The 14,740-nt window shown below is 53.2% G+C and carries 13 protein-coding genes and 1 tRNA gene; 5 read left to right on the forward strand and 9 right to left on the reverse strand.

The genetic code is table 11. From position 1 onward, the window contains the following. Positions 1-3 precede the first annotated feature (3 nt). The 5 genes from ACLJPE_RS19365 to frdA all read right to left on the reverse strand — a co-directional run bounded on the left by ACLJPE_RS19365 (position 4) and on the right by frdA (position 3,941). Positions 4-537, reverse strand: a complete 534-nt coding sequence (locus tag ACLJPE_RS19365; RefSeq protein WP_031601872.1) for a lipocalin family protein — start codon at positions 535-537, stop codon at positions 4-6. A gap of 110 nt (positions 538-647) precedes the next feature. Next, positions 648-1,007, reverse strand: coding sequence for a fumarate reductase subunit FrdD (frdD, locus tag ACLJPE_RS19370; protein ID WP_000609650.1), 360 nt, complete (start codon positions 1,005-1,007; stop codon positions 648-650). 10 nt (positions 1,008-1,017) lie between these two features. After that, a complete protein-coding gene (frdC, locus tag ACLJPE_RS19375) occupies positions 1,018-1,413 on the reverse strand; it encodes a fumarate reductase subunit FrdC (protein ID WP_000208749.1) in 396 nt (131 codons plus the stop codon). Between the two features lie 10 nt (positions 1,414-1,423). After that, entirely contained in the window at positions 1,424-2,158 is a 735-nt protein-coding gene (gene frdB / locus ACLJPE_RS19380; protein ID WP_000829509.1) for a fumarate reductase iron-sulfur protein, read from the reverse strand. Then, positions 2,151-3,941, reverse strand: coding sequence for a fumarate reductase (quinol) flavoprotein subunit (gene frdA / locus ACLJPE_RS19385; protein ID WP_001192952.1), 1,791 nt, complete (start codon positions 3,939-3,941; stop codon positions 2,151-2,153). The genes frdB and frdA overlap by 8 nt, the downstream gene beginning before the upstream one ends. 322 nt (positions 3,942-4,263) lie before the next feature. Between frdA and epmA the strand changes: the two genes are divergently transcribed. The 3 genes from epmA to ACLJPE_RS19400 all read left to right on the forward strand — a co-directional run bounded on the left by epmA (position 4,264) and on the right by ACLJPE_RS19400 (position 7,354). Next, positions 4,264-5,241 (forward strand): elongation factor P--(R)-beta-lysine ligase, encoded by a 978-nt coding sequence (gene epmA, locus ACLJPE_RS19390; protein ID WP_000004794.1) that lies wholly within the window; start codon positions 4,264-4,266, stop codon positions 5,239-5,241. Positions 5,242-5,466: 225 nt separating this feature from the next. Beyond that, positions 5,467-6,969, forward strand: coding sequence for a glutamate/gamma-aminobutyrate family transporter YjeM (yjeM, locus tag ACLJPE_RS19395; protein ID WP_000149872.1), 1,503 nt, complete (start codon positions 5,467-5,469; stop codon positions 6,967-6,969). 64 nt (positions 6,970-7,033) lie between these two features. Then, positions 7,034-7,354 (forward strand): hypothetical protein, encoded by a 321-nt coding sequence (locus tag ACLJPE_RS19400; protein ID WP_023215141.1) that lies wholly within the window; start codon positions 7,034-7,036, stop codon positions 7,352-7,354. 123 nt (positions 7,355-7,477) lie between these two features. On the opposite strand, the gene mscM is transcribed toward ACLJPE_RS19400, so the two are convergent. From mscM to rsgA, 3 genes are all read right to left on the reverse strand, one after another. After that, the gene (mscM, locus tag ACLJPE_RS19405) at positions 7,478-10,804 is read right to left on the reverse strand and encodes a miniconductance mechanosensitive channel MscM (RefSeq protein ID WP_001236755.1); all 3,327 of its coding nucleotides are present in this window, start codon (positions 10,802-10,804) and stop codon (positions 7,478-7,480) included. 18 nt (positions 10,805-10,822) lie between these two features. Next, positions 10,823-11,791, reverse strand: a complete 969-nt coding sequence (gene asd, locus ACLJPE_RS19410; RefSeq protein ID WP_000934949.1) for an archaetidylserine decarboxylase — start codon at positions 11,789-11,791, stop codon at positions 10,823-10,825. Between the two features lie 91 nt (positions 11,792-11,882). Further along, positions 11,883-12,935, reverse strand: a complete 1,053-nt coding sequence (gene rsgA, locus ACLJPE_RS19415; protein WP_000041945.1) for a small ribosomal subunit biogenesis GTPase RsgA — start codon at positions 12,933-12,935, stop codon at positions 11,883-11,885. Between the two features lie 106 nt (positions 12,936-13,041). On the opposite strand from rsgA, the gene orn reads away from it, so the two are divergent. Then, positions 13,042-13,587: an oligoribonuclease gene (gene orn / locus ACLJPE_RS19420; RefSeq protein ID WP_001271546.1), complete on the forward strand. Its 546-nt coding sequence runs from the start codon at positions 13,042-13,044 to the stop codon at positions 13,585-13,587. 61 nt (positions 13,588-13,648) lie between these two features. On the opposite strand, the gene ACLJPE_RS19425 is transcribed toward orn, so the two are convergent. After that, the gene (locus ACLJPE_RS19425) at positions 13,649-14,389 is read right to left on the reverse strand and encodes an arginine ABC transporter substrate-binding protein (protein WP_000727892.1); all 741 of its coding nucleotides are present in this window, start codon (positions 14,387-14,389) and stop codon (positions 13,649-13,651) included. A gap of 275 nt (positions 14,390-14,664) precedes the next feature. On the opposite strand from ACLJPE_RS19425, the gene ACLJPE_RS19430 reads away from it, so the two are divergent. Then, positions 14,665-14,740, forward strand: a tRNA-Gly gene (locus ACLJPE_RS19430).

Consider the following 14,740-nt stretch of genomic DNA (forward strand, 5'->3'; position numbering starts at 1 on the left):
TTGCTACGAACCTGATTGTTTTACCCAAATTAATTTATTGACGTCAAACCCCTCCCGGGTCGCGACGGCCAGCATTTGCTGTTTTATTTCCTCAGAAAGCGTTGGCGTGCGAGAGAGTATCCACAGATAGTCGCGATCCGGGCCGCACACCAACGCATGACGGTATTCCCGGTCAAGCGCAATCACGTTATAGCCGCCGTAGAACGGGCCGAAAAAAGAGACCTTGAGCGCGGCGCGGTTTGGACTACCGGTAAAATACGCTTTGCCTTCTGTTTTTTGCCACATTCCCCGATCCGGGTTATAGCCTTTATTGATGACATTAATCCCGCCATCGTCACGCAGACCATAGGTGGCCGTGACTTGTTCCAGTCCACGTTCAAATCGATGATCGAGGCGTGCGATCTCATACCAGGTGCCGAGGTAACGTTTGGCATCAAAGTTATTTACCACGGTAACGCCTTTAGGCGGAGTAGGCGAACTACAGGCGACGACCAGAAATGTGGCCGTAACTGCAGCAACGACGGGCAGAATGCGCATAAGATTTTCCTTCCAGTGTTTTTTCTAAGTGTAGAACCTGGCGGGAAAATGAGAGGCAGGAAAAGAAAAAACGCCCTCTTATCGGGTAGATAAGAGGGCGTCGTGGCAACTTAGAGAGTGATAACGCCAATCGCCGTCACAACGGTCAGGATTGCCGCCAGACCGTAAAAGACCCATTTGCCCGCGGGCACGTGGATTTTCAGGTCATGCATCGCGTGGTGCATACGGTGTAGGCCACACCATAGCGGCAGCACAATCATCAGGAACAGAAAAACGCGACCAATAAAGCTTTGGGCGAACGTCAGTACGCGCTCAAAACTCAGGGCATCGCCCGGAAATAGCCCCAGCGGCAGCATGATGCCAACCAGTAGCACGATCACCGGCGCGATGATCGCGCCCCACATACCGCCTGCGCCAAACAGTCCCCAGAATACGGGTTCATCAGAACGTTTTGGGTTTGGATTAATCATCCGGGACTCCTTACCAGAACAGGGCAACATACAGAATGACTACGGTGACTACCGCAGTGACCACCCAAAGCCCTTTGATGATTGGCTCTGGCCCCATTTTTTCGTCTTTTACAATGATATTGGCCGCCTTCGGCGCCAGTTCAAACCAGGTTTTGGTGTGCAGCAGCGCGGCCGCCAGGGTGATCAGGTTTAAGATCACTACCACCGGGTTTTGTAAAAAGCCGACGAATCCCATCCAGGATTCCGCGCCGTGTTTGAGCGCAAACAGACCGAAAATCAGTTCAATACTGAACCAGACTGCCGGCACTGCTGTGCCTTCGCGCAGCATATAAAAGCGATAAAACGGCAGTTTTTTCCACCAGGTGGACGTCATCGGCCGCACATAGGGTTTGCGTTTAGTCGTCATGTTGCACTCCTTAGCGTGGTTTCAGGGTGGCGATAAGAAAGTCTTTCGAGCTTTCCACTTTACCCTGCTGAATGGCCGCAGCCGGATCGACATGTTTTGGACAGACTTCGGAGCAGTAGCCCACGAAAGTACAGGTCCATACGCCGTTCGGACTGTTCAACTGCGCCATACGCTCCTTCTTACCGTGATCGCGGCTATCTTCGTTATAGCGATGCGCCAGCGTAATCGCAGCCGGTCCGATAAACTCAGGATTCAGACCGAACTGCGGGCACGCGGCGTAGCACAGACCACAGTTGATGCAACCGGAGAACTGGTGATACTTCGCCATTTGCGCCGGGGTCTGGACATTCGGCCCCTGATCTGGCGTGCGAGAGTTGCCAATAATGTACGGTTTGATCGCTTCCAGGCTTTCGATAAAGTGCGTCATATCGACAACCAGATCGCGCTCAATCGGGAAGTTCGCCAGCGCTTCCACCTTCATACCGTTGGTGTAATCGCGCAGGAAGGTTTTACACGCCAGTTTAGGGACGTTGTTGACCATCATGCCGCAAGAGCCACAGATCGCCATACGGCAGGACCAGCGGTAGCTCAGGTCTGGCGACAGGTTATCTTTGATGTAGCCCAACGCGTCCAGTAGCGATGTTGTTTCATCATAAGGAACTTCATAGAAAGCACTGTGCGGCGCGGTATCGGTTTCCGGGTTATAGCGCACCACCTCAACTTTCAGGTTTTTCATCTCAGCCATTCGCCTTCTCCTTCTTATCGGCTGCTTCCGCTTCACCGCCGTAAACACGTTTGGCTGGCGGCAGGGTGGTGATTTTCACGTCGCTGTATTCCAGACGGGTCGTGCCATCAGCATCGCGGAAGGCGAGGGTGTGCTTGAGGAAGTTCACATCGTCGCGCTCGGTACAGCCTTCATCCAGACGCTGATGCGCGCCGCGGGACTCTTTACGCGCCAGCGCAGAGTGCGCCATACATTCCGCCACGTTCAGACCATGACCCAGTTCGATGGTATACAGCAGGTCAGTGTTGAACACGCTGGAGGTATCGGAGATACGTACGCGCTTGAAACGTTCCTGAAGCTCGGCCAGTTTATCAATGGTTTTCTGCATCAGTTCCGGGGTACGGTAAATACCGCAACCTTCTTCCATAGACAGACCCATCTCATCGCGGATCTTCGACCAGTTTTCGTTGCCTTCCTGGTTCACCAGATTTTTCAGACGTTGTTCAATATCGGCAACCTGGGCGTCGAGCGCGGCGCTATTTGCGGCGCCTGCCGTCGCAGCGCGTTCCATTGCTTGTTCGCCAGCCAGACGACCAAATACCACCAGTTCCGCCAGTGAGTTGGAACCGAGGCGGTTCGCGCCATGCAGGCCAACAGAGGAGCATTCGCCAACGGCAAACAGCCCTTTGACACGGCTTTCACAGTTCTGGTCGGTTTCAATGCCGCCCATGGTGTAGTGCGCGGTCGGACGTACTGGAATCGGTTCTTTAACCGGATCGACGCCGACATAGGCTTTCGCCAGTTCGCAAATGAACGGCAGACGTTCATGCAGTTTCTTCTCGCCGAGATGACGCAGGTCGAGGTGAACCACATCGCCGCGCGGCGTGGAGATGGTGTTGCCTTTACGCCATTCGTGCCAGAAAGCCTGGGATACTTTGTCGCGCGGCCCCAGTTCCATATATTTGTTTTTCGGCTCGCCCAGCGGCGTTTCGGGGCCCATGCCGTAGTCTTGCAGGTAACGGTAGCCATTTTTATTGACCAGAATACCGCCTTCACCGCGGCAACCTTCGGTCATCAGGATACCGGAACCTGGCAGGCCGGTCGGGTGATACTGAACGAATTCCATATCACGCAGCGGAACGCCGTGGCTCAGCGCCATGCCCATCCCGTCGCCGGTGACGATGCCGCCGTTGGTGTTATAGCGGTATACGCGGCCTGCGCCGCCTGTCGCCATTACCACGGCGTTGGCACGGATTTGCACCAGCGTGCCTTCCATCATATTCATTGCCACCAGGCCGCGCGCATGGTTGTCATCAACCAGAATATCCAGCACAAAATGTTCGTCAAAGCGCTGGATTTGCGGGAACTGCAGGGAAGTCTGGAACAGGGTATGCAGCATATGGAAGCCGGTTTTATCCGCGGCGAACCAGGTACGCTCGATTTTCATACCACCGAAGCGACGCACGTTAACGCTACCGTCCGGACGGCGGCTCCACGGGCAGCCCCATTGCTCCAGCTGCGTCATCTCAGTGGGACAATGGTGGACAAAGTAATCCACGACATCCTGCTCACACAGCCAGTCTCCGCCTGCTACCGTATCGTGAAAATGGTAGTCAAAGCTGTCATGATCCTGGGCGACAGCGGCTGAACCCCCTTCGGCAGCGACGGTGTGGCTGCGCATCGGGTACACTTTTGAGATCAGTGCGATTTTAGCATTGGGATTCGCCTGTGCGGCAGCAATTGCAGCACGTAATCCCGCGCCACCGGCGCCTATAATGGCAAGATCGGCTTGAAAGGTTTGCACGACATTCCTCCAGATTATTGTAATTTCACCCTCGCGCAGCCAGATAAAGCCTCTGGGTTCTGCGAAGTATGAATGCGTTTCCACTGCTCCTTTATGGGTACAACAGTATAGTCTCAGGGATGTGAGGGAAATTTGACGTGTTCGATTTTTTTAGCGTATCAGAGGGATGAATTATCATTGATTTTGATTAATTTAATTACTAAACCATCTGAAATCACTTTTTTTACCCTCCAGAAGGCGCCCGATACGCCTGCGCAAAATTTGTTTCGCCCGCGCGTTGCGAGTAGACTTCGTGACCTTGTCTTAAACTGGAGAAAGAATCATGAGCGAAACGGCAACCTGGCAGCCGAGCGCGTCCATCCCCAATTTATTAAAACGTGCGGCGATTATGGCGGAAATCCGTCGTTTCTTTGCCGATCGTGGAGTGCTTGAGGTTGAGACGCCCTGCATGAGTCAGGCGACGGTCACAGACATTCATCTGTTCCCGTTCGAAACGCGTTTCGTCGGACCTGGCCATTCCCAGGGGATCAACCTCTATTTAATGACCAGTCCGGAATACCATATGAAACGCCTGCTGGCGGCAGGGTGCGGTCCGGTTTTCCAGCTATGCCGCAGTTTCCGTAATGAAGAGATGGGACGACATCATAATCCGGAATTCACTATGCTGGAGTGGTATCGCCCGCATTACGATATGTACCGCCTGATGAATGAAGTGGATGATTTGCTTCAGCAAGTGCTGGATTGTCAACCTGCGGAAAGTCTCTCCTATCAACAGGCGTTTCAGCGCCATCTGGAGATTGACCCGTTATCAGCAGATAAAACGCAACTGCGTGAGGCGGCGGCAAAGCTTGATTTAAGCAATATCGCCGATACGGAAGAAGACCGTGATACGTTGCTGCAACTGCTGTTCACGATGGGGGTTGAGCCGCATATAGGTAAAGAAAAGCCGACCTTTATTTATCACTTTCCGGCCAGTCAGGCATCGCTGGCACAAATCAGTACCGAGGATCATCGCGTCGCCGAGCGCTTTGAGGTGTACTACAAAGGTATTGAGCTGGCGAATGGTTTCCACGAACTGACGGACGCACGTGAGCAACAACAGCGCTTTGAACAGGACAATCGTAAGCGCGCCGCGCGCGGTCTGCCGCAGCAGCCGATTGACCAAAATCTACTGGATGCGCTGGCCGCCGGTCTACCGGATTGTTCCGGCGTGGCGCTGGGTGTTGATCGTCTGGTGATGCTGGCGCTGGGAGCAGAAAGCCTGGCGGACGTGATTGCTTTTACGGTCGATCGGGCGTAAATCTGAAATTCACTCTTTCGCGAGATAAAATGGCGCAATAAGCGCCATTTTGTAGCATATTTTTTCAATTATCCTCTGTTTGCCACAACATAAGGCTGGAACTTTGATGCCATTTAGGTATCAATCCTGTGTTGATTTTTTTATCGCTGACCTTTGTAAAAAAGAAGGCGGCGTCAATCGGTGAGCGGCGTCTGGCAAACGCGCTCGAGCGTAAGGGATGGTTGAATGACCCACACGATAAAAAAGATGAGCCTTATTGGGCTTATCCTGATGATTTTTACTTCTGTTTTTGGTTTTGCGAATAGCCCGTCGGCGTTTTATTTAATGGGGTATAGCGCAATCCCGTGGTATATATTTTCTGCCTTGCTGTTTTTTATTCCATTCGCCTTAATGATGGCTGAAATGGGTTCCGCTTATCGCAAAGAAGAGGGCGGGATCTATTCGTGGATGAATAATAGCGTGGGGCCACGTTACGCGTTTATTGGCACGTTTATGTGGTTTTCATCGTATGTCATATGGATGGTAAGTACGGCGGCAAAAATTTGGGTACCGTTTTCTACTTTTGTTTTTGGCGCCGATATGACGCAGCACTGGCGTATTGCAGGGCTTGAGCCTACGCAGGTTGTCGGGCTGCTCGCCGTCGGCTGGATGATTCTGGTGACGTGTGTCGCCGCCAGAGGGATCAATAAAATTGCGCGAATTACGGCGGTCGGAGGTATTGCCGTAATGTGTCTTAATTTAGTTTTATTGTTAGTGAGTGTCGCTATTTTGTTATTAAATGGTGGGCATTTTGCACAAGAAATTAATTTTACCTCGTCACCGAATCCGGGTTATCACTCCGGCCTGGCAATGTTGTCATTTGTGGTATTTGCTATTTTTGCTTACGGCGGTATTGAGGCTGTCGGCGGACTGGTGGATAAAACCGAGAAACCGGAAAAGAATTTTGCGAAAGGTATTGTTTTCGCGGCTATTGTGATTTCAATTGGTTATTCTTTGGCGATCTTTTTATGGGGCGTCAGCACTAACTGGCAACAGATATTAAGTAATAGCGCCGTTAACTTAGGGAATATCACCTACATTCTGATGTCGAGTTTAGGCACGACATTAGGTAACGCGTTAAACCTTTCTCCGGACGCAGCGATGACGGTGGGCGTCTGGTTTGCGCGTATCACCGGCCTTTCTATGTTTCTGGCTTATACCGGCGCGTTTTTTACGTTGAGCTATTCACCGCTGAAAGCCATTATTCAGGGGACGCCAAAAGCGTTGTGGCCCGCGCCGATGACGACACTGAACGCTAACGGTATGCCGGCGACCGCTATGTGGCTACAGTGCGTGCTGGTGAGTCTGTTTATTTTGCTGGTCTCTTTTGGCGGTGACACCGCATCGGCGTTTTATAACAAACTCACGCTGATGGCGAACGTCTCAATGACCTTGCCATACCTGTTCCTTGCGCTGGCATTTCCCTTCTTTAAAGCGCGTCAGGATCTGGAGCGGCCATTTGTTCTCTTTAAAACCAAAGCCTCTACCCTGGTCGCGACGGGTGTTGTGGTGCTGGTGGTGACGTTTGCCAACGTCTTTACCATCATCCAGCCAGTGATTGAAGCTGGGGACTGGGACAGCGCCTTGTGGATGATCGGCGGCCCGATCTTCTTCTCGCTGCTGGCGATGGCGATTTATCAGAATTACAGCAGCCGCATGAGCGCTGATCCGGAGTGGGCGGCGGAGTAAAGGCCGTATGCCGGATAAGACCCCACGGGTCGCATCCGGCATTTCTTGCCCGATGGAGAACGTTATGAATGATAGTTCGAGAGACCCGATTATCACGGAAGATGAGGTTAAGGCACTCAATTTTACTCCGGAAGATATCCTTGAAATAGAAAAGGTTATTCTTTCTTCCGTTCATGTTGCACGTCGAAAGGTTGCGATGGTAGTAGGAATGACTATTGGCACGTTAAGGGATCGCGATGAGGATAAGTGGAAACATGTGTCGGATATTTATTGCGCGTATGTTATAAGATGCCTCGTATTTCGCGGAGAACTGGTGGGTTACGGCGATTTATTCCGAATGCGCTATAGCGAAATTAACCTGCCTGTTGCCGATCTGGACGCATAATAAGTCCGAAAATGTCTGTGAGCTGCGATGAAATGCCCGATGGCGCAAGCTTATCGGGCCTACAGATTAATTGCCGATAAGACCCGACGGGTCGCATCCGGCATTTCTTGCCTGGATCATGCGCTACAAACTGCCCGCCGGGCGGCTGGTTTTACCCGCTGACGTTAACGTTCTCCCCGTTTGTTTACCGCCGAGACTCTCCAGACGCATCTGGAACGGCGGGAACGGCATATCAATACCGTGCTCGCGGAAGCCCGCCAGAATCAATTGGTGGATCTCATGGCGTAATGGCATACGGTGTCCCATTTCCGCGGCATAGATACGCAGTTCGAAAATTTGAATACCCTGCTGGAGATCCACCAGAAAGATTTCAGGCGGCGGGTTGTCCAGCACCAAAGAACAGCGCTGCGCCGCCGTCAGCAGAATTTGCGTCACCTCTTCGCTATTGGCATCCGCTGGCGCCGGGATGGTTAACACCACGCGCGTAACGGAGTCAGACAGCGACCAGTTGATAAACTGTTCGGTGATAAAGGCTTTATTCGGCACGATAATCTCTTTACGATCCCAGTCGCTGATGGTGGTGGCGCGGGTATTGATTTTGGTCACGCTGCCAGTGAGATCGCGAATGGTCACCGTATCGCCGATACGAATCGGCTTTTCAAACAAAATAATCAGGCCGGAGATAAAGTTAGCGAAAATTTCTTGCAGGCCAAAACCAAGCCCAACGCCGAGCGCGGCAACCAGCCATTGTAGCTTCGACCACTCAATGCCGATCATTGAGAAACCGACCAGCCCGCCAATCAGCATTAACAGATATTTGGTGATGGTCGTGATGGCGTAACCGGTACCAGGCGTTAAATCGAGATGCTGTAATAACGCCAGTTCCAGCAGCGCAGGCAGATTACGCACCAACTGCGTGGTGATGATAAAGACCAGAATCGCAATGAGCACCGCCCCGAGGGTAATCGGCTCCAGGCTTTCCACGCCTTGCACCGTAGAGGTGACATCCCACAGCGAAATATTCTCCAGGAAGCCGAATGCCGAGTGGATTTCCGACCACAGTACAATTACCGATAGCAGGGCGATAAGCATCAGAATTGAGCGGACCAGACGCAGCGACTGAGCGCTAATAGCGTCAAGATCGATTTCACTTTCATCGATGTCGACCGCGCCTTCCAGGCTGGAGGAGTGCGCCGGTTCTTCTTCGCCGCGCGCGCGCTGCGCCAGCATTTCCGCCCGACGATGTTTGGCGCGGTCAAAAGCCAGTCGGCGTCGTTGGATCAGCATCCAGCGGCGAATGACGTGATAGATGACCAGCAACAGGAACCAGATGGCGACCGAGGTTTCCAGTCTCGCCAGTAGCGCCTGCGCCGTGGCCAGATAACCCACCGCCGCCGCCAGAATCGCGATAAGCGGCGCGCCCATCAACATATTCCACAGCAGGCTGTTGACCATGTTGTCGCCGTTGCCTTCTTTATCAAGATAGAGCGGGATGCCCGCTTTTTTCAGACTCAGCGTGACCAGCGCCAGCGCGCCGCATATCAGGATGAAGCAAAGGCGGCCCAACGAGCCGGAAAACTCCCGATCGTTAAGATTATCAAACATGATCACTGCCATGATGAGCGGCACGATCAGCCCAATGCTCATCAGGTAGTAGCGCATCGCTTTCGCTACCCGGTTTCGCGGCCAGCCGAAATGCGCCACAAACAGACCATTAGGGCGGGCAAACGCAGCGCAAATCATGACTACCCACAACAGCGGTACTGTCGCCGTCACGCCATCGCCGATGGCGACGGCCAGCGGATACGGCCAGGCTTCCTGTAGACCATAGCCGAGCGTCGCCCACAAGACCGGCAGCGGCGAGGCCACCAGAATCGACCAGAACACCGTTCGCAGCGTCAGCGAGAAGTGATCCTGGGTGACTTTCCCGACGCGCGAGGCCGAGCGCTCAAGGAACCGGTTGAAGTGTTGGCGTGAATAGAGGCTAAACCCGACCAGCGCCAGCGCGCCGAATAACGGCAGTAGCGTCTCTTTGCTGGTCAGCATCATGATGCTGGCTTTACCTAACTGATTAAATGTATCTAATGAGATAAGCCGGCGTAAATCCTGAACCAAATCAACAGGCCAGGAGAGCGATAGCGGGCTAACGTCAGCGGTCCAGAACAGATAACGGTGGGTCGCTTCATTAACCTCTTTAAGCGCATCCTCCAGTTGGCTGTTGGAGACTTTCAGTTTGGTCAGCTCCAGGATCAGCGTATCGCCGCCCTGTAACAACGAGTTGAGCAGCTCGCGCTGAGTGCGAAGCTGGGCGTCAAGAATCTGGTTTTGCTCGGCGGTCAGCGGCTGTCCATTGGCCTGACGTATTTGCCGTAGCTGCGGCTGCTTATTGAGTAACTCTTCATAGCGCATACGGTGGACGCGTAGCTGCGCCATTTCCGTATCAAGCTGCTGCGGCTTAGGCATCTCTGGCAGACGGGCGACCTGCGCGCGCAGCGCTTCGCCAAGCATGTTGGACACGCCAAGCCATTGCGACTGCTCCCGCAGCGTATTGAGCGCCTGGCGCACCTGTAACGTTTGGCTGGTGGCCTGTCGCTGCTGCGAGGCGACCAGATCCATCCGCTGCGCTTGTTGATTGAGCGCCTGTGACAGCTCGCGGTTGACTTTAAATTGTTCGACGATGCCTTCCGGCAAACCGGCGCTGTTTTCCGCCAGCAGCTCAGTGCTTTCCAGCGCGCGTTCCGCTTCACGTTGGCGCAGGCTATTGAGCTGATTGCGCAGCGCCTGAAGATACGCATCCAATTGCTGACTCTGTTTTTCCGCCAGCTCGGAACGCAGACGAGCCAGTTCCTGCCGGTTGTTGGCGGACAGTTGCGCCAACTCCAGTTCGTCGACTAACGCTTTTAGTTTGGCGGACTCCGCCTGCATACTGAGACTTTGCGCCTGGCTAAGCGCGGCACTTCCGCCTGCGGCGCCGAGCCGTCGCTCAATCTCATTAAGCTGGCGGCGGGCATCGTTTTGCTGTTGGGGAAGCTGGCTGAGCGAGTCGGCGATCTCCCTGACGCGCTCCTGCTCCTGTTGCGCCTCGCGGGTTTTATCCAGTAGCTGGCTGCTAACCTGCAAGATCTCCTGATTTAACGCTTCGGTGGACATCTCTGGCGGTACGCTGCGAGGCTCATCGCGCAGATTATTCAACTGGGCGCGCAAGGTGGCGGATAGCTTAGGGAAATTATCAATAACGTGTTGATATTGTTTCGCGCGCTCAAGCGAGCCTTTTCGCTCTTCAAGCGCGTTTAAAGCAGTCTGGAGCGCCTCAACGGCTTCCGGCTGAGCGGGCTTCGCCGCTTTTGCCTGCTCCAGTTCCTGCGTGATTTGTTTGGCGTCGGGGGCCGTTGCGGCGAACGCCCCCGTGCTGAGGCACCAGGCCATCAGAAAAGCGATAATCAGGCGCACGTCAGCATTCTCTCTTGATTAGGTGTCGTCTTTTTTATTGTCAACCAGCGGGCTGGCGTCGTGTTCGGCTTTAATTTCTTCTGCCGGCAGCGGAGCAGGTTCTACCTCCGGCGCGACGAATGTTTCGGTCGACGTCGCCAGCGGTTGGCCAATTTTGGTAACGGACAGGCTTGCCAGCGACGCGATCAGATTCACTTTCCCCGGCGCAAATAAGTTGATGACCGTGGAACCCAGTTTAAAGCGCCCCATCTCCTGGCCTTTCAACAAGGCGACAGACCCTTCATGTTCGCCTTCTGGCCAGGTCCAGCGCTTGATGATGCCTTCGCGCGGCGGGGTAATGGTTCCCGCCCAGACGGTTTCGATACTGCCGACAATAGTTGCGCCGACCAGAATCTGCGCCATAGGACCGAACTCGGTATCAAACAGACAGATAACGCGCTCGTTGCGGGCAAACAGGTTGGGGACGTTTTGCGCGGTCAGATGGTTAACAGAGAACAGATCGCCCGGTACGTAGATCATTTCACGCAGGATGCCGTTGCATGGCATGTGCACGCGATGGTAGTCGCGAGGGGAGAGGTAAGTGGTCACAAACGTGCCGTTGCGGAACTTATCCGCCATCAGGTAGTTACCCGCCAGCAACGCCTCAAGGCTGTAATTATGGCCTTTGGCCTGCAAAATTTTATCTTCTTCGATACGACCTAACTGGCTTATCACGCCGTCGGCAGGCATAACCAGGATGTTAGGATCGGTATTGAGCGGACGCACGTCATCACGCAGCGGACGAACAAAGAAATCATTGAACGTACGATAGCTGGCGGTATCCGGTTTTTGCGCCTCAGTCATATCAACTTTGTAATACTTTACGAAGAGATCGATAACCAGTTTTGTCAGCCATCCTGCTCGTTTGCTTGCGCCCCAGCCCGCCAGGCGAGTGAGCCATAGTTTCGGCAGAATGTATTGTAGCGAAAGTTTAAATGAGTTTAACAAGGTAGCCTCCAGGCCATTGTTGTTCCTGAACCGGCAGTTATACCGGTATCCTGAAAAAAGGGGACGATTCTAACGACGCCTAGCGTATCTGTCAGTCGTCCGTATCAGAAAAGTTTTTACGCGTTTTTACCTGCGCCATACTTTCAAGAATTCGGTGATAATTTTCGAAACGGGTTTCCGCAATAGCGCCGTTCTCTACCGCTTCGCGAATGGCGCAGCCTGGATCGGCGTCATGCTTGCAGTCCCGGTATTTGCAATGTCCCAAATAGTCATGAAATTCGACAAAGCCCTGGGTGATTTGTTCCGGCTCCAGATGCCATAAGCCGAACTCGCGCACGCCGGGGGAATCAATGACATCGCCGCCATGCGGGAAATGATACAGACGAGCAGCGGTAGTGGTATGTTGACCCAGACCGGAGACATTCGACACATCGTTCGTCAGAATCTCGTTCTGTAAGCCGAGCAGAGCGTTTAGCAGACTGGATTTTCCGACGCCGGACTGCCCGGCAAAAATACTGATGCGACCGGTTAACGCCTCTTCCAGCGGTTTCAGACCATCCTGCGTATGGCTGGAGACCATCAACACGCGATAGCCGATATTGCGGTAGATATCCATCTGCTCATTAACGAAGTCCATACCTTCGTCGTCCAGCAGATCAATTTTATTGAGTACGATAAGCGGCTCAACCTGTAGGGTTTCACAGCCGACCAGATAGCGATCGATGATATTCAGCGACAGCTCCGGCAAAATCGCGGAGACGATAACGATTTGGTCAATGTTGGCGGCAATAGGCTTCACGCCGTCGTAGAAGTCCGGGCGCGTCAATACCGAGGTGCGCTCATGCACCGCTTCAACGATGCCTTTTACGTTGACGCCCTCTGCGGCGGCTTTGCCCGGACGCCAGACGACGCGATCGCCCGTCACCAGCGAACGGATAGTGCGGCGGATATTGCAACGGTGAACCTCGCCGTCAGCAGACTCCACATCGGCATGCATACCAAAACGGCTAATGACGATACCTTCTGCAGGCTCGCCAAACAGGTTGTCATCGTAGTCGGCTTTCTCCGCGGACGTTTTTAAACGACGCTGGTGATTGGCGTTCACACGGCGCTGCTGGCCTTTGGAGAGTTTATTTTTGCTCAATCGTACTGGCTCCTGGTCGCCCATAGTGGGCAAAACATCTATGATACACGCAATTGTAGATGAATATAGTCACAGTGAATGTGACCTCTGAAGGGTGGAAAATAGCATGAGTGCCGATGAAAACAACCTGATTTGGATCGATCTGGAGATGACAGGTCTGGACCCCGAGCGCGATCGCATTATTGAGATAGCCACGCTGGTGACGGATGCCAGCCTGAACATTCTGGCGGAAGGGCCGACGATTGCGGTACATCAATCCGATGCGCAACTGGCGTTAATGGATGACTGGAACGTGCGCACCCATACCGGTAGCGGCCTGGTAGATCGCGTTAAGGCAAGTACGATGGGCGAACGAGACGCTGAACTGGCGACGATTGAATTTCTGAAAACGTGGGTGCCTGCGGGTAAGTCGCCGATTTGCGGTAACAGCATCGGTCAGGATCGTCGTTTTCTGTTTAAATATATGCCGGAACTGGAGGCCTACTTCCACTATCGCTATCTGGATGTCAGTACGCTCAAGGAACTGGCGCGCCGCTGGAAGCCGGAGATTCTGGCCGGCTTTACCAAGCAGGGCACGCACCAGGCGATGGATGATATTCGCGAGTCGGTGGCGGAGCTGGCTTACTACCGCGAGCATTTCATTAAGCTGTGAGGCGTAACATGCCGGATGGCAACGCCAGAGCGTCTCATCCGGCAGCTCTCCCGCCACTGAATTACTGCGTAAACCATTTCTCTTGCATTTGCGCATATTCCGGCGACGCTTTCACCTTATCGAGCGCGGCATTAATTTCTTGCAATAGCGCGTCGTTGCCTTTGCGTACCGCAATGCCTAACCCTTTTCCGTAGTAGTCAGGATCGCTGGCGCGTTCATCCATGATGGCGTAATCCGGATTGTTTTTTAGCCACTTACCAATCGCGGCGACATCGCCAAACACGCCCTCAAGACGGTTATTTTTCAGATCGGTAAAGGCGTTTAGATAGCTGTCATAGGCGACAGGCGTGATGGCTTGTTGTTTATCCTGCAAATAGCGCTGATGCGTTGTACCGTTTTCCAGACCGACTTTTTTGCCTTTCAGATCGGCAAAAGTGTGATAAGCCCCTTTACGCGTGACGACTACCGCCGATAAACCTTCGTAATAGGGTTGGCTAAAGGAGACCTGCTGCTCACGTTTGGGCGTCATATCCATACCGGCGATCACCGCATCAAACTTTTTGAAGCGTAGGCCGGGGATCAGACTATCAAAGCTCTGGTTAGTGAATGAGCACTCCGCTTGCATCTCTTTGCAGACCGCGTTGGCGACATCAATATCGAAACCAACAATTTTATTATCGGCATCGACAAACTCATAGGGCGCATAGGTGGCAGAGGTGCCAAAATGTAATGTTCTGGCGGAAACGGAAGCGGCGTGAACGGAGAGGCTGGCTAACAGCATGACAATAAGTTTTTTTTTCATCTTGATCCCTGATATCAGTTGGATGTTGTGGTCACCGTGCTATTCTTTTTTTGGCGCAGGGTGCTATTCTGATTCTGTGCCTTTAGGCGTGGCGTGAAAAGTTTTTTGTTGCATAGCGCACGCTTTGCTCGTTTTTTGTCTTGTTTGGTGATTTAATCAGCATTCAAACAAAAATCGCGAAAAAATGCGTTCAGGGGCTTGCAGCTAAATGGATTTCTCGTATAATGCGCCTCCCGTAACGACGCAGAAATGCGAATTACGACAGCAACAAATTTGCGGGAATAGCTCAGTTGGTAGAGCACGACCTTGCCAAGGTCGGGGTCGCGAGTTCGAGTCTCGTTTCCCGCTCCA

The sequence above is a fragment of the Salmonella sp. SAL04196 genome, from assembly GCF_046550835.1.
In the GTDB taxonomy this organism is placed as follows: Bacteria; Pseudomonadota; Gammaproteobacteria; order Enterobacterales; family Enterobacteriaceae; genus Salmonella; species Salmonella enterica.

Coding starts and splice junctions, on each gene's coding strand:
- ACLJPE_RS19365 (WP_031601872.1), bottom strand. CDS start 537: ATGCGCATTCTGCCCGTCGTTGCTGCAGTTACGGCCACATTTCTGGTC.
- frdD (WP_000609650.1), bottom strand. CDS start 1,007: ATGATTAATCCAAACCCAAAACGTTCTGATGAACCCGTATTCTGGGGA.
- frdC (WP_000208749.1), bottom strand. CDS start 1,413: ATGACGACTAAACGCAAACCCTATGTGCGGCCGATGACGTCCACCTGG.
- frdB (WP_000829509.1), bottom strand. CDS start 2,158: ATGGCTGAGATGAAAAACCTGAAAGTTGAGGTGGTGCGCTATAACCCG.
- epmA (WP_000004794.1), top strand. CDS start 4,264: ATGAGCGAAACGGCAACCTGGCAGCCGAGCGCGTCCATCCCCAATTTA.
- yjeM (WP_000149872.1), top strand. CDS start 5,467: ATGACCCACACGATAAAAAAGATGAGCCTTATTGGGCTTATCCTGATG.
- ACLJPE_RS19400 (WP_023215141.1), top strand. CDS start 7,034: ATGAATGATAGTTCGAGAGACCCGATTATCACGGAAGATGAGGTTAAG.
- orn (WP_001271546.1), top strand. CDS start 13,042: ATGAGTGCCGATGAAAACAACCTGATTTGGATCGATCTGGAGATGACA.
- ACLJPE_RS19425 (WP_000727892.1), bottom strand. CDS start 14,389: ATGAAAAAAAAACTTATTGTCATGCTGTTAGCCAGCCTCTCCGTTCAC.